General features: G+C 64.1%; 14 protein-coding genes. 2 read left to right on the plus strand and 12 right to left on the minus strand.

Translation table 11 applies throughout. The features are described 5' to 3' along the window. Positions 1-825 (minus strand): ABC transporter permease (locus tag CK219_RS27555; protein WP_095769767.1); only part of this gene is annotated, 825 nt, incomplete at its 3' end. Positions 826-1,264: 439 nt separating this feature from the next. Here CK219_RS27555 and CK219_RS27560 point away from each other — a divergent pair. Further along, positions 1,265-2,266, plus strand: a complete 1,002-nt coding sequence (locus CK219_RS27560) for an ornithine cyclodeaminase family protein (protein WP_095769768.1) — start codon at positions 1,265-1,267, stop codon at positions 2,264-2,266. Next, positions 2,263-3,759, plus strand: a complete 1,497-nt coding sequence (gene hutH / locus CK219_RS27565) for a histidine ammonia-lyase (protein ID WP_095769769.1) — start codon at positions 2,263-2,265, stop codon at positions 3,757-3,759. Before CK219_RS27560 ends, hutH begins: the two co-directional genes overlap by 4 nt. Before the next feature lie 18 nt (positions 3,760-3,777). Here hutH and CK219_RS27570 read toward each other — a convergent pair whose 3' ends face one another. The 11 genes from CK219_RS27570 to CK219_RS27620 all read right to left on the minus strand — a co-directional run bounded on the left by CK219_RS27570 (position 3,778) and on the right by CK219_RS27620 (position 14,055). Then, positions 3,778-4,581, minus strand: a complete 804-nt coding sequence (locus tag CK219_RS27570) for a 3-methyl-2-oxobutanoate hydroxymethyltransferase (protein WP_095769770.1) — start codon at positions 4,579-4,581, stop codon at positions 3,778-3,780. A 28-nt stretch (positions 4,582-4,609) separates the two neighbouring features. Next, entirely contained in the window at positions 4,610-4,924 is a 315-nt protein-coding gene (locus CK219_RS27575; protein ID WP_095769771.1) for a MocE family 2Fe-2S type ferredoxin, read from the minus strand. A gap of 28 nt (positions 4,925-4,952) precedes the next feature. Further along, positions 4,953-6,044 carry a fatty acid desaturase family protein gene (locus CK219_RS27580; protein WP_095769821.1) on the minus strand — a complete coding sequence of 364 codons (1,092 nt, stop codon included), beginning with the start codon at positions 6,042-6,044 and terminating at the stop codon, positions 4,953-4,955. A 24-nt stretch (positions 6,045-6,068) separates the two neighbouring features. Beyond that, entirely contained in the window at positions 6,069-6,983 is a 915-nt protein-coding gene (locus CK219_RS27585; protein ID WP_095769772.1) for a sugar phosphate isomerase/epimerase, read from the minus strand. A 50-nt stretch (positions 6,984-7,033) separates the two neighbouring features. Then, the gene (locus CK219_RS27590; protein WP_095769773.1) at positions 7,034-8,122 is read right to left on the minus strand and encodes a Gfo/Idh/MocA family oxidoreductase; all 1,089 of its coding nucleotides are present in this window, start codon (positions 8,120-8,122) and stop codon (positions 7,034-7,036) included. Between the two features lie 77 nt (positions 8,123-8,199). Next, entirely contained in the window at positions 8,200-9,264 is a 1,065-nt protein-coding gene (locus CK219_RS27595; RefSeq protein ID WP_095769774.1) for an ABC transporter ATP-binding protein, read from the minus strand. Beyond that, on the minus strand, positions 9,264-10,052 hold the full coding sequence (locus tag CK219_RS27600; protein WP_095769775.1) for an ABC transporter permease: 789 nt from the start codon (positions 10,050-10,052) through the stop codon (positions 9,264-9,266). The genes CK219_RS27595 and CK219_RS27600 overlap by 1 nt, the downstream gene beginning before the upstream one ends. Beyond that, complete coding sequence (locus CK219_RS27605) at positions 10,052-10,921, minus strand: ABC transporter permease (protein ID WP_095769776.1); 870 nt, start codon at positions 10,919-10,921, stop codon at positions 10,052-10,054. The genes CK219_RS27600 and CK219_RS27605 overlap by 1 nt, the downstream gene beginning before the upstream one ends. 27 nt (positions 10,922-10,948) lie before the next feature. After that, positions 10,949-12,013, minus strand: coding sequence for an ABC transporter substrate-binding protein (locus tag CK219_RS27610; protein WP_095769777.1), 1,065 nt, complete (start codon positions 12,011-12,013; stop codon positions 10,949-10,951). Positions 12,014-12,052: 39 nt separating this feature from the next. After that, positions 12,053-13,027, minus strand: coding sequence for a PfkB family carbohydrate kinase (locus CK219_RS27615; protein WP_095769778.1), 975 nt, complete (start codon positions 13,025-13,027; stop codon positions 12,053-12,055). Beyond that, positions 13,027-14,055: an ADP-ribosylglycohydrolase family protein gene (locus tag CK219_RS27620; RefSeq protein WP_095769779.1), complete on the minus strand. Its 1,029-nt coding sequence runs from the start codon at positions 14,053-14,055 to the stop codon at positions 13,027-13,029. The genes CK219_RS27615 and CK219_RS27620 overlap by 1 nt, the downstream gene beginning before the upstream one ends.

Raw genomic sequence — 14,055 nt, forward strand, 5'->3', positions numbered from 1 at the left:
CACCAGCACATTGCGCACCCCGCCCCTGCCGCCCGAAAGGCCGATGCCGCCGATCACCGCCACCAGGACGATGTCGTAGAGCAGCGTCGAGTTGACGATGCGGGTGTTGATCGAATGCAGGCTGGCTGCCGTCAAAAGCCCGGCGACCAGCGCCACGAACGCCGAGAGCACGTAGCGCAGCACCAGCATGGGCCGTACCGGAACGCCGATGTTGCGGGCAGCGACCGGATTGTCGCCGGCGAAATAGATGAAGCGGCCCCATTTGGTGTAGCGCAGGAACAGGAACACCAGGAAAGCCAAACCGGCGAAGACGAACACCTCGACCGGAATATCGAGGAAGCGGACGCCGCCGAGCAGCTCGACCCAGTGTCCGCCGGGCACCGGCACGGCATCCTGCGTGATCAGTTGCGAGCGCACATAGCCGAACACAAAGGAGCCGGTGGCCAAGGTCACGAAGATCGCCGGCACGTCGGCATAGGCGACGAGAAAGCCGTTGAGCAGGCCGATGGCCAGTACGCCCGCCAGCACATAGACGAAGGCGAGTCCGTCCGAGGTTCCGGTGTTGAGCAGTTGCAGGTACCAGGCGACCGACATCGCCATGATCGCCACCGCCGACAGGTCGATGCCGCGGCCGATGATGACGACCGCCATGCCAAGCGCCAGAATGCCGAGCACCGAGACCGAGCGCACGATGGCCACCAGATTGTCGGCGGTCAGGAAACCGGGCAGGCCCAGCGCAGCGGCGGCGAACAACAGGATGGCGATGGCAAAGACGATGCCTTCCTGATTAAGGCGCCTCCAGTTCGGCCAGCCGGTCGCATTCATCGCTTGTGTCTTTCGCCCCGAGGGCAAGGCCTTGCCGGCCTGCACCCCGCACGAAAGCTAATCGGCTCAACAGCGGCTCGTCAAATGAATCCGCGTTCAAGAACCGCGCCTCTCCGACTATTTTCCGAGTGGACGCATCGATTGCCGTAACTGGCGCAATTGGCGGAAACTCTTGGGCTTTTGGCAGTTCGTTGCCGTGATCGCACGGCGCGCGAAAGAACCTGTTCGGACCCCGCGGGACCGGCGCAATTCGAGTCCGCAAAATGCGCCCGACACGACGTCAATTGTTCGCTGAATGGCCTGAAATCTCGGCGCGGCATCGGCCGGCAGGACTAGGCAAACATCGCCGTGGCGCCGGCCCAGTCCAAAGCTTATTCAACAAACTTCCGTGTCGCCGTTTCGCCTGTTATGGATGAGCCGGGGTGGCCGAGGAAAACGCATGAAGCCGATTTATATCGACTATCTCAATGCTCTCGACATCGAAGCGCTTGCCATGACCGACGCCGAGATCATCGGCGCCGTCGAAGCCGGGCTCGTCGCGCAGGGCAACGGCCAGACGGTGATCGAGCCGCGCGTCCATCTCGAGCCGGATCCCTCCTTCCACGGCCACTTCAACGTCCTGCGCGGCTATGTGGCGCCGCTCGACGCCGCCGGCGTGAAGATCGTCGGTGACTATGTCGAGAACTACAGGCACGGCCTGCCGTCGGAATTCGGCATTCTCAATCTTTTCGATCCGCGCACCGGCACGCCGCGCGCCATCCTCGACGCCACTGTCATCACCGATATGCGCACCGGCGCGGTCACCGCCATCGGCGCCAAGCATCTGGCGAAGAAGTCGTCCAAGGTGCTCGGCCATATCGGCGCGCGCGGCACCGCCTATTGGAACGTGCGCCTGCTCGACCATCTCTTCGACTTCGACGAGATCCGCGTCCACTCACGCCGCCCCGAAAGCCGCGATAGCTTTGTCGCGAAGCTGGCGGCCGATCTCGGCAAGCCGGTCATGGCCGTGGCCGACTGGAAAAGCTGCGTCGAAGGCGCCGACATCGTCGTCGAAGCCTCGCGGCTGCCGGAACCGCAGCCGCTGCTCAAGACCGAATGGATCAAGCGCGGCGCGTTGGTCGTGCCCTATGGCACGATGAGCGCGGTCGAGCTGTCATTGACCGATATCATGCAGAAGATCGTCGTCGACGACTGGGGCCAATGCAAGGGCGGCAAGTTCGGCTCGCTGCGCGCCCATGTCGAGACGGGACGGCTGAGCGAGGCGACGCTGCATGCCGAGCTCGGCCAGATCGCGGCCGGCCTCAAAGCCGGCCGGCAAAGCGATGGCGAGACGATCCTGTTCTGGCATCGCGGCCTCTCGCTGTCGGACATCGCGCTCGGCAAGGCCATGCTCGCCAAGGCCGGCGAAAACGGCATCGGCCAGAGGCTGCGCTTCGCATGAGCCCGCTCGTTCTCACCGGCGCCGGCGTCAGCATCGAGGATGTGGTTGCCGCCGCGCGCAACGCCTGCAAGGTCGAGATCACGCCTGCCGTGCTTGAAAAGCTCGACAAGGCTCGCCAGGTCCTCGATGCCGCCGCGGCCGGCGGCCAGCAGATCTACGGACTGAACAGAGGCCTCGGCGCCAATCTCGTCACGTCTGTCGAAGGCGACGCCGGCGCCTTCCAGCGCCAGCTGATCGAAGGCCGCAGCGCCGCAGTCGGCGAGGCGCTGCCGGTGCCGGTGGTGCGGGCGGCGATGTTCGCCCGTCTTGCGATGCTCGCCGCCGGCGGCTCGGGCCTGTCGCCGCGCGTGTTCACCGCGCTGGTCGAAGCGCTCAATGCCGGCGTGCATCCGGTGATGCCGTCGCTGGGTTCGATCGGCGCCGGCGATCTTCTGCTGATGACGGCGGTCGCCCGCGTGCTGATCGGCGAAGGCGAAGCCGAATATCAGGGTCGCCGCATGCCTGCCGCCAAGGCGCTGATGATGGCGCGGCTGGCACCGGTCACTTTCTCGCCGAAGGACGGTCTGTCGCTGATCAACGCTTCGGCGGTTTCCACCGGGACCGGGGCACTGGTGCTGACCGATGCGCTGTCGGCGCTCGACCAACAGCAGCAGGCCGGCGCGCTGACGATGGAAGGCATCGGCGCCAACCGCACCATCCTCGACCCGCGCCAGCATCAGGCGCGTCCGGGCGCCTGCCAGCAACTTGCGGCGAAGGCGCTCCGCGACCTTCTGGCGCGCGATGAGGCGCCGGCGCCGACCACCATCCAGGACCCACTGTCGATCCGTTGCATGCCCTCGATCCACGGCGCGCTGATCCAGGCAATCGACCATGCCAGGCTGGCTGTCGAGATCGAGCTCAACGCCGCCGCCGACAATCCACTGGTGCTTGCCGAGGATGAGCTGGTCATGTCGACCGGCAACTTCCATACCGCGTCGCTGGCGCTCGCCTTCGAGACGCTTGGCCTGGCGATCGCGCAATGTGCGGCAGCGTCCGCCGCCCGCTTCGTCCAGCTCACCGGCTCGACGCGTCACGGCCTGCCGAAATATCTGTCGCCGGTCGGCGGCGCCTCGGCCGGCTTCGTGCCGTTGCAGAAGACGGTGACGGCGATCCTGGCCGCGATCCGCCACAAGGCCAATCCGGTGATGCTCGATTTCCTGCCCGTGTCCGAGGGTGTCGAGGATCACGCGACGCAGACGCCGCTCGCCGTCGCCAAATGCGCCGAGATGATCGTGCTGTGGCGGCGGCTGATCGCCTTCGAGCTGATGGCGGCGGCGCAGGCCGTCGATTTGCGCGAGGGCATAGCGCTCGCGCCGGCTACCGGCGCAATCCACGCGGCCGTGCGTTCGCATGTGGCGACGCTCAAGGAAGACAGGCCGCTGGGCATTGATTCCGAGGCGCTTTACGCCGCCCTCGCCAGCGGAATCTGGCAAGGTCCCCCGGCAACGGTCTGAAGCTTTTCGACTCCTGGATCAGGACTTTACGTCCACCTTCTTCATGAAGAGGGTGAGTTCTTCCGGATCCATATGCACGACATGCCTGTCTTCGGGATAGGCGCCGCTGTTGATGTCGGCCACATATTCCGAGAAGGCGGCGATGCGCTCCTGCTGCAGCCGGTCATATTCGGCGGCGAAGTTGCGATAGACCTTCGAGTGGCGCGGCATGTGACCGCGATTTGTGCCGAGAATATCCTCGGCGAACAGATATTGCGCGTCGCAGCCCGTGCCCGCGCCCATCGACAGCATGATCAGCGGGGTGCGCTCCGAGATCGCCTTCGCCACTTCCACCGGCACCACCTCGATCTCGGCCCCGATCGCGCCGGCCGCTTCCAGCTGCTTGACCGCCTCGAACACCTGCATGGCCGTATCCGCGGTCTTCCCGACCGCCTTGAAGCCGCCGGTCCAGGTCGCGCGCGACGGGATCAGGCCGACATGGCCGATGACTGGGATGGCGTCGTCGGCCATGCGCTTGATCGTGGCGTAGCCGGCGCTGCAATAGACCGCGTCGGCGCCGGCTTTGTAGAGCCGGAACGACCAGCGCACGAAATCGTCGGCCGTGCCGATCTCGAAGAAATTGTCGCCCGGCATGGTGAAAAGGCTGGGCGCAGCGTCGCGATATTGCGGGTTGAGAACCAGTTCCGGCGGCACCGAGACGATGTCGACCCCTGCCCGCTCGGCAGCCTCGGCTTCCTCCAGCGTCAGCACGCGCAACATGGTCAGCTGCCGCTTGCCCTTCATGGCGCGCAGGTCGGCAACGGTCGGTCTCTTTCGGCTCATCGGTACATCCTGTTTTGTCTGACGGCTTTCAGCCGATATCGATCATCACCTTACCGGCCTCGACCTTGACCGGATAGGTCTTGAGGTTGACGCAGACCGGCGCGCCCTTGGCCTGGCCGGTCTTGTAGTTGAAGCGGCCATTGTGCTTGGGGCATTCGATGATGTCGTCCATCACCAGCCCGTCGGCTAGATGGGCCTTTTCATGCGTGCAGAAGCCGTCGGTGGCGAAGAACGCGTCCTCCGGCGAGCGGTAAATCGCGAATGTGCGGCCGCCATGGTCGAAGCGGATCACATCCTCCTCGTCCACATCCTCGACCGCGCATGCTTCAACCCACTCCGCCATCGTCTGTCTCCATTTTGCCAAGCTGCGCCTATTCGGCGGCCGCGGCCGTTATGTCGAGATCATGGAATTCGCCGCGATAAGGCTTGGCCGTCGGCGGCAATTCGCGCTTGAGATAATAGTCCTCGTATTTCAGCTGCCTGAGCAGCACCGGCCAGACCTCGCGATAGGCGTGCCACATCGACGGGTTCGCCACTGGCAGATCGTGCTTGATCAATTCATGCAGTTTCGGCAGCGCGTGGTACGGAACCATCGGGAACATGTGGTGCTCCACATGGTAGTTCATGTTCCAGTAGATGAAGCGGCTGACCGGGTTCATGTAGACGGTGCGCGTGTTCAGCCGGTGATCGGTGACGTTGTCGGCCAGCCCGATATGCTGCAACAGCCCCGTCAGCACCATATGCCAGGTGCCGTAGAGCCGCGGCAGGCCGATCAGCACCAGCGGTATCCATGACCCAAGCGCGATCGCGACAGCGATCGTTGCGGCGTAGACGACCATGTGCCAGCGCGCAGCGGTCACCGCCTTGTGCTGCTCCATCTCCGGGATGTAGCTCTTCTCGTCGTCCGACAATGTGCCGAAGGCCTGGCGCACCAGGATCGGCAGCGAATAGCGGAAATCGAGGATGCCGGTGAAGGCCAAAGCCGCCTTGACGAGGTCCGGCGGCCGCATCACCGCGATCTCGGCGTCGCGGCCGACGATGATGGTGTCGGTGTGGTGGCGCGCATGGCTCCAGCGCCACTGCACCGGATTGCGCATCAGCATGAAGGAAGCGATGTGATAGACGACGTTGTTCATCCAGCGCGTGCGGAAGGCCGTGCCGTGGCCGCATTCGTGCCAGCGCGAGTCGCTCGACGAGCCGTAGAGCACGCCATAGACGAACAGGAACGGCACGATCCACCAACTGCCCCAGAACCAGACGATGCCGGCCGCCGAGCCCAGGATCGCAACGATCCAGATGATGGTGTCGCGGATCGCCGGCCCGTCGGAGCGCTGCATCAATTCCTTCATGGTCTTGCGCGGCACGTCCGTGTGGTACCACTCGGCGGAGGCGAGCCCGGTCTCGATCGCAAGCCGAGTGCTTTCGCCGACAAGGCTGTAGTCGCGCTTGGTGCTGCCGGCCATCGCCATCGTCATATTCCCCAGCCGTCAAACTCCGTTGGCGCAGAATTTCTCATCGAGGAATTTTTTCGCGCGCGGCACGTCCTCCTCGGTCAGGTGCTCGATGATCACCGGAATGTTCGGATGCTTCTCGCTGAGCCGCTTCAGATAGAGGTCGTAGTTCAGCGCGCCGAGGCCCGGCGCCGGCAGCTCGATCTCGCCAACGCCGCGGAAGGTAAGCCCCTCATGCGCGTCCGCGTCACCGATATCGGCATGCTTTTCGGTTTTGTCGCTGCCCGAGCGCTTGACGTCCTTGGCATGCGCGATCCTGATCTTGTCGCTCAGCGTGTCGAACACCTGGTTCAGCACCTGGTCCATGCGGTCGATGTTGTGCGCCTCGAAGTAATTGGTCGGATCCATCAACAGGCCGAGGCCGGGGTGGTCGACCTGTGCGAACATCCTGACCGTCTCCTCGACCGAACCGACGACGTTGTTGACATAGGTCTCAAGCAGAAACACTGCGCCGTGGTCGTAAGCCGTCCGGGCAAGGTCGGAAATCACTTTGCGGCATTCCTCGAACCCCTCCTCGGTCTTGTTCTTCGGGTGGTGAACCCAGTCGGATTCGGTGTTGTAGGTGCCGGTCTCCGAGATCACGTAAGGGCTGCCGAATTCGCGTGCGTTGCGGATAATTTCCTTCAGATACGCCAGTCGCCTGTCGCGCTCGGTCTTGTCCGGATGAATGATGTTGGTGTAGCCGGACACGCAGCAGACTGGCAGGTTATGATCGCGAAAAGTGTCACGCACTTTCCGCGCCTTGTCCGTGGAGATCTGCCCGGCCGACAGGTCGATATCCTTGAAATGCAGGTCGAGCTGCACGGTGTTGAAGCCGAGCGCACGGATGCGCCTGGCGGACTCTTCCAGCTCGTAGGGAAAATAGCCTGTGAAGATACCTGCCTGCATCATGAGGTGAAGTCCTCTGGGTAAGCGATTCAGTTGCCCTGCCTTTTAGTCGCCTAGTCGACAGAGATTTCGGACAGCCTGATCGTGCGACCTTCCGCCATCGAGCGGTAGCCCGCCTCGACCAGCGCCATGGTCTTGACGTTGTCGGCGACCGACAGCGCCGGCGGCGTGCCGGTCTTCAGCGCGTATTGCAACTGCTCCATGACGCCGATGAATGCATGCGGGAACCACATCGTCTCCCAGCTTGGGCTGACCCATTTGCCGCCCGTCGTTTCGCTCGAGGCATGGGTCAACGTCGACGCGACGCCCTTCGGCCATCCAATCGTGCCCTTGGCGACGCCCTTGATGCCGTCGACCCGCCAATTGATGTGCTGATCGTCCTCGTAACCCTCCTGGCGCGGGCCGGACCAGACGTCCTCCAGCGAAACGGCAAGCACGCCCGAGGGGAAGCGCAGCGTCGACACGGTGATGCCGTCCGAGTGCTCGAACGCCGTGCGCGGATCCTTGCGCGTCAGCGTGGTTATCTCCTCCGGTTCGCCAAAAAGGAAACGCAGCACGTCGAGATGATGCACGCTCATATTGGCGAGCGTCAGTCGGTCGTAATCGGCAAGGAAGGTCTGCCAGTGCGGGATCGCGTGCATGTCGATCTCGGCAAAGACGATGTCGCCAAGCGCGCCGCTGTCTATGATCTGCTTCAAGACGCGCATCGACTGATCATAGCGCATGTTCTGATTGACCGAGAGGATCTTGCCGGAGGCAGCCGCTTCGTCGCGCAGCTTCACAGCTTCCTTGACCGAAAGCGCCAGCGGCTTCTGCGCCAAGATCGCTTTGACGTGCGGCTGCTTCAACGCATGGCGGATCAAAGCCGGTTGCTGATCGGGCGGAAAGGCCAGATCGACGATCTCGACCTGGCTGTCCTCGATCAATTGCTCCGGCGCCTCGTGGACGGTCGCAATATTCCAGCGATCGGCGACCTTCTGCGCATTGGCCTTGGTGCGCGATGCTATGGCGACTACCGGAAAACCGGCTTCGTGATAGGCGGCGAGATGGCATTCGGCCATGATCATGCCGGCGCCGATGCAGCCGATCCGGTATTCCCTGACCCGAACTGTCACGTCCGGTTCGAAGCCTATACTCGCCATCCATTCCTCCCTTGGAGGATGGGTATAACGCCATGGTCCGGACCTCAGCCAAGGCCCGCGCCATCATTTCCCATCAGTCAGGCCGCGATCAGCACCGTGCTGTCCGGCGACCAGCTCAGCACGACGGGCTGACCCTCTGCGAGGCGCTCGGCGCCGGTGTTCTGGACGATCACCTTCAGCGTCTGGCCGAAGCGGTCGACGAAATAGGTGCTGTTGTTGCCGGCAAAGATGCGTTTCGAGACCTGCCCCGTGAGCGTGTTGACATTGGCTGGATCGGGCTTTGCCGCGCCGGGCGAAATCCGGATGCGCTCGGGCCGAACGGCGCAGCTCGCCTTGGCGCCGGCCGGCACCGATGCGCCTGTCGAAGCCGCGATCGTCGTGCCGTCGGGCAGCCTGATCCCTGAGCCGGTCGCGTTGCCGTGAAAGATATTGGCGTCGCCGAGGAAAGTCGCGGCGAACTCGCTTTGCGGCCTGTCGTAGATCTCTTCCGGCGGTCCTTCCTGCACCAGCCTGCCGTCGCGCAATATGCCGATGCGGTCGCTCATCGTCAGCGCCTCTTCCTGGTCGTGGGTGACGAAAATGGTCGTGATGCCGATCTCGCGCTGGATGCGCTTCAGCTCGATCTGCATGTCGACGCGCAATGCCTTGTCGAGCGCGCCGAGCGGCTCGTCGAGCAAGAGCACGCGCGGCTTGGTAACGATGGCCCGCGCCAGCGCCACGCGCTGGCGCTGGCCGCCGGAGAGCTGGTGCGGCTTTCGCCCGCCGAGCTTGCCGAGCTGTACGAGATCGAGCGCGCGTTGCACTTCCGCAGCGATTGTCGCTTTCGGCTCGCCGCGCACCGACAGGCCGAAGGCGATATTGTCGGCGACGCTCATATTGGGAAACAGCGCATAGTTCTGGAACACCATGCCGATGCGCCGCTTTTCGACCGGCACGCGCTCGACGCTCTCGCCGCCGATCGCAATGCGGCCGGAATCCGGAAAATCGAAGCCGGCGATCTGGCGGAGCAGCGTGGTCTTCCCGCTGCCCGAAGGTCCGAGCAGCGCGTAGAAGCCGCCATCGGCAAAATCGATCGAGACATCGTCCAGCGCCTTGTGCGCGCCGAAGCTGCGCGAGACGTTCGCGACCTGGACGCCAGCCATTATTTCTCTCCACCAAACTTGAAGAAGCGCGCCGTGAGCAGCATCAGCGCCATCGACACGACAATGATGATCGTCGAGACCGCGTTGATCTCGGGCGTGAAACCCTTGCGGATCGCGGCATAGATTTCGACCGGCAATGTCGTCTGGCCGGGCGTCGACAGGAAATACGAGACCACGAACTGGTCGAACGACACGGCGAAGGCGAACAGCCCGCCGGCGATCACCCCAGGCATGATCCACGGCAAAGTAACCCGCGTGGTCACCTGCCACTGGTTGGCGCCGAGCGAGCGCGCCGCTTCCTCCAGCTCTGGCGCGAAGGTCTGCAGCCGGGCCGACACGACGACGATCACATAAGGCAGCGCCAGCGCGACATGGCCGAGCAGGATTGCCACCAGCCCGCGGCCGATGCCGACGCCGAAGAAGAAGATCAGCATTGCCGTGCCGGTGATCAGCCACGGGATGGCGATCGGTGGGAAGAGCAGCGCCTGCAGGACTTTCTTGCCGCGGAAGTCGTAACGGTAGAGCGCCAGCGAGGCCATCGAGCCCAGCACCGTCGAGATCAAAGTGGTGATGACGGCGATCTCGATGCTGTTCCAGGTCGCGGCGATCAACTGGTCGTTCTGCCAGAGCGATGAATACCAGTCCGTCGTCCATTCGAACGGCAATTGGTAGAAGGGCGAAGCGTTGAAGGACATCGCCGCCATGATGATGATCGGCAAATAGAGGAAGCCGAGCAAAAGCACGATGTAGAAGCGCCCGAGCCATTCGAGGATGCGCGTCGTCGCCATCACGCAGCCCTCCGCAGGACAGGCGCGGCCAGCGCCAGGATGATCAGCACGACCGCGAGCAGGATAAAGGAGAGTGCCGCGCCCAGCGGCCAGTTGAAGACGGCGACGAACTGGTCCTCGATGATGGTGCCGTAGAAGGTACCGGTGCGGCCGCCGAGGATGCGCGGCTCCATGAAGGAGCCGACTACCGGCACGAAGATCAGCGCGGCACCCGCGATCAGGCCCGGCATCGACAGCGGGATGATCACCCGCCACAGCACCTGTCGCCGCGATGCGCCAAGCGAGCGGCCCGCCTCGATCAGCGAATCATCGATGGCCTGCAGCGTGAGATAGCAGGTCAGCACCATATAGGGCACATAGGAGTGCACCAGGCCGATGATGACGGCTGGGTAGGAATACATGAGATCAATGTTGATCTTGAACGGCAGCACCGCATTGAGCGCGGTGTCGAGGATGCCGCCTTCGCGCAGCACCATCGCCCAGGAGAAGATGCGCACCAGCCCGTTCGACCAGAAGGGCAGGATGACGAGCAGGAAGATCGCCTCGCGGCTGCGCCCTTTCAGCACCTTCGCAAGCACATAGGCCGCCGGGTAGCCGACGACGACGCACCACAGCGTCACCTCCAGCCCGAGCCGCAGCGATGAAAACAACAGCGTCGAATAGAGGCTCTGCGAGAAGAAGGCGGCGTAATTGCCGAGCGTGAACGACCATTCCTTTCCGGCCAGCGGCAGGTCGGTCATGAAGGAGAAGAACACCATGGCCGACAGCGGCAGGAAGATCGCCACCGTCAGCCACAGATAGGCAGGGAGGAGAAGCGGCAGGGCCGGCTTCAGTCCGCGGCGCGAACCGATCGCAAGCTGGTCAGCCATCTTTGCCTCTCCTCCCCGAAGACGTGATTACTTCACGTTGACCTTTAGCTCCTGCCAAAGCGCCAGGTATTTCTCGCGCTGCTCGTCGGTGATCGGCGCCTGGAACTGGATGCGCTTTGCGACCTCGGGGCTGCCCATGACCTTGCGGTTGAAGGCGTCCTCGGGCAGCGCGTCGACAGCCTTGGTGTTGGCCGAAACCGGCGCGCCGACCTTGGTCACCCATTCGACGTAGAATTTCGGGTCAATCATATAGTTGATGAAGGCCTCGGCGCCCGCGACATTCTTCGAGCCGACCGGGATCGAGAAGGCGTCGAGCCAGGCGACGGCGCCTTCCTGCGGGATGACCAGCGAGACCGGCAGCTTGAAATGGGTCTTGGCGCGGTCGGCCGAGCCGCTCCAATAGGTGCCGATGTCGATCTGGTTGGAGGCGACCATCTGGTTCCAGTCGTTCTCCGAGCTCCAGAAGGTCTTGATCTGCGGCATCAGCGAGGTGAGCTTCGCCTTGACCGCGTCCATATCCTTGATGTCGTTGATGTCCTGACCCGAAGCGATCGCGCCGAACTGCACCGCCTCGACGGCGTCGTCGCGGATGATGACGCGGCCCTTATGCGCCGGGTTCCACATCTCGGCGATGCTCGTCGGCGGCTTGTCGAAGGACTTGTCGTTGATCGCCAGAGCCGTCAGGCCCCACACCCACGGCACGCCATAGACCTTGCCGTCATGGTTGAGCATCGGCGAGCTGGCCTTGTCCTTAGCGATGTCGGCATAGTTGGAAAGCTTCGAGACATCGATCGGCTGGATCAGCTTGCCGGCCATAGCCTGGTCGTTGAAGGCGGCGTTGATCATGACGACGTCGTAGAGGCCGGGATTGGTGCGGATCTTGGTCAGCATCTCCTGTTCGGAGTTGAAGAAGTCGTTGACCACCTTGAAGCCGGTCGCCTTCTCGAAATTGGCGACCGCCCATGGCTCGTCGGCGCCATAGCCTTTCCAGTTGAGCACATGCACTTCCTCGGCGGCCCGTGCGGCCAGCGTGAAGGCTGAGACGAAGACGGCGGTCGCCGTCAGGAAAGCGGTCAGTCTGAGCATGCGCATGTTCTTTTCCTCTCATTGTTTGCCCGATTGACAGGCTTGTTAAGTTGCAGTCGCTTCCGCCCGGTCGAGCGCGGTCGTCGCTTCGCCGCGCTCGGTCAGGAACTCCTGGATTTCCATGTCGGTCGGCGCTGAGGACCCGCCATGGCGGGTGACCGAAAGCGCGGCGGCCGCATTGGCATAGCGTGCCGCCTCGCAAGCGCCCATGCTGCGCGAAAGGCCGCTGACGAAGGCGCCGATATGCGTGTCGCCGGCCCCATTGGTGTCGACGGCTTCCACCTTAAAACCCGGCACCGCGCGGGTGCCGCCATCGGCCATGCGCACCAGGCAGCCATGCGCGCCGGCGCGGATGACGACGCCTTCGGCCCTGGGGCAATGTTCGCCGAGCAATCGGATCGCGACGGTCTGGGCATCGCCGGCGCCGGCAATCTCGGCGGCCTCATTAGTGTTGCAGCTCAGCCAAGTCGTACGCGCCAGAACCCTGTCCAGGATCGGCCGTGGAATATCCGCGATCACCGGTGTCGGATCGAAGACGAAAGGAATGCCGGCCGGCAGCGCCTCGATCCAGTCCGTGAGCACGTCGCGACTGCCAGGATAGCTCAGCGTGTAGCCGGAGGTAAAAACCCAATCGCCCGGAACGACTTGCACTGGCTTCATCATGTCCGGCGTGAGCCGGCTCTCGGCGCCCGGCCAGGAGACGAAAGTGCGTTCGGCGTCGCCGCTGATCATCGCGACGCAATTGCCGCTGTCCATCGAAGGCGATGGCGGCGTCAGCGTCTCGATGCCTTCGGCCGCGAAGGCTTTGCGCAGGAAGTCTCCGTCCGGCCCGGTGCCGAGCTGGCCGCCGAACACCACCTTCATGCCGGTGCGGCTCGCCGCCACCATCATATTGAAGCCGCCACCGGCGACCCGCGCGTAAGCTGACGCGGTCTTTTCCGTGCCGGCCGCCGGCAACGCATCGATGCGGTAGACATAGTCGACCACGGCGCTGCCGACATGGACGAGCCGCCCGCTCATCAGGCAACCTCCTGGCCTGGGCCGGTCTTGGAGCCGCGTGCGGCGAGCAGATCCCCAGCCAGCGCGCGGACGTCCGCAATGTCGATGCCATGCAGCCGGGCGATGCGGTCCGGCGGCAGCCTCGACAGGCCGGCGCAGGCGCCAGCCATGCCGGCGGCAATCGCACCGATCGTGTCGGTGTCGCCTCCGAGATTGGCGCCGATGACGGCCGCTCGCCACGCATCGCCTTGCGCGACCTCCAGCACGGCGAAGGCCGCCGGCACCGACTCCTGGCTGGCGACGCCGGTGCCGACCAGGTCGACGATCAGCTTGATGGCTTCCTTCTCCGCCTTGCCGCGGACAAGCTCCTGTGCCCAGACGATGCGCGCGGCGATGTCGCCGCCGGTTACCCAATGGCCGAGCGCAGCACCTAGCCTTGCCGCCGAGACGGCATGGCCGAAAGCGGTGCGCCAGTCGCCGCCCGAGACGCCGAGGCTGACGGCGGCGGCGACAGCGGCAGCCGATGCAATGGCGATCGAGGTATTATGCGTGGCCCGGCAGGTTTCCGCCACCTTGGAGACCAGAATGTCGAGCGGCTCCGGCGGCATCATGATGCCGACCGGCGCGATGCGCATCGCAGCGCCATTGGTGTCGCCGCCGCGGCCGGCTTCCTCCGCCGGCACGCCACTGTTGATGGCATCGATGGCGCGCTTGGTCGATGGTCCAAGCAGATCGTAGCTGCCGCGCGCCTTGACCTCGCGCTCCCAGTCGAGCAGCGCGTTGACCCAGCGCGCATGATCGAAACGCTCGCCGGATTCGACGAGGATGCGGCCAAGCAGCAGCGCCTGTTCGGTGTCGTCGGTGATCGCGCCGGCCGGCAGCCCTTTCGACACCGGATGATCGGCGGCAGGCGCGACGAAATCCTCGACATGGCCGTAGAGCTCGGCGATGCGGGCCGGCGACAGAAGCTGCGTCGGCATGCCCAGCGCATCGCCCAGCGCACCACCGATCAGCGCGCCCATAGCCCGGTCCATCGGGTCGGCCGCCAT

Source organism: Mesorhizobium sp. WSM4313 (assembly GCF_002294725.1).
In the GTDB taxonomy this organism is placed as follows: Bacteria; Pseudomonadota; Alphaproteobacteria; order Rhizobiales; family Rhizobiaceae; genus Mesorhizobium.

What these genes read in the sequence shown, in the direction of transcription:
- CK219_RS27595 (WP_095769774.1), bottom strand. Translation starts at nt 9,264, where the DNA reads ATGGCTGGCGTCCAGGTCGCGAACGTCTCGCGCAGCTTCGGCGCGCAC.
- CK219_RS27575 (WP_095769771.1), bottom strand. Translation starts at nt 4,924, where the DNA reads ATGGCGGAGTGGGTTGAAGCATGCGCGGTCGAGGATGTGGACGAGGAG.
- CK219_RS27600 (WP_095769775.1), bottom strand. Translation starts at nt 10,052, where the DNA reads ATGGCGACGACGCGCATCCTCGAATGGCTCGGGCGCTTCTACATCGTG.
- CK219_RS27615 (WP_095769778.1), bottom strand. Translation starts at nt 13,027, where the DNA reads ATGAGCGGGCGGCTCGTCCATGTCGGCAGCGCCGTGGTCGACTATGTC.
- CK219_RS27590 (WP_095769773.1), bottom strand. Translation starts at nt 8,122, where the DNA reads ATGGCGAGTATAGGCTTCGAACCGGACGTGACAGTTCGGGTCAGGGAA.
- CK219_RS27570 (WP_095769770.1), bottom strand. Translation starts at nt 4,581, where the DNA reads ATGAGCCGAAAGAGACCGACCGTTGCCGACCTGCGCGCCATGAAGGGC.
- hutH (WP_095769769.1), top strand. Translation starts at nt 2,263, where the DNA reads ATGAGCCCGCTCGTTCTCACCGGCGCCGGCGTCAGCATCGAGGATGTG.
- CK219_RS27605 (WP_095769776.1), bottom strand. Translation starts at nt 10,921, where the DNA reads ATGGCTGACCAGCTTGCGATCGGTTCGCGCCGCGGACTGAAGCCGGCC.
- CK219_RS27585 (WP_095769772.1), bottom strand. Translation starts at nt 6,983, where the DNA reads ATGATGCAGGCAGGTATCTTCACAGGCTATTTTCCCTACGAGCTGGAA.
- CK219_RS27620 (WP_095769779.1), bottom strand. Translation starts at nt 14,055, where the DNA reads ATGGCGGCCGACCCGATGGACCGGGCTATGGGCGCGCTGATCGGTGGT.
- CK219_RS27610 (WP_095769777.1), bottom strand. Translation starts at nt 12,013, where the DNA reads ATGCGCATGCTCAGACTGACCGCTTTCCTGACGGCGACCGCCGTCTTC.
- CK219_RS27580 (WP_095769821.1), bottom strand. Translation starts at nt 6,044, where the DNA reads ATGGCCGGCAGCACCAAGCGCGACTACAGCCTTGTCGGCGAAAGCACT.
- CK219_RS27560 (WP_095769768.1), top strand. Translation starts at nt 1,265, where the DNA reads ATGAAGCCGATTTATATCGACTATCTCAATGCTCTCGACATCGAAGCG.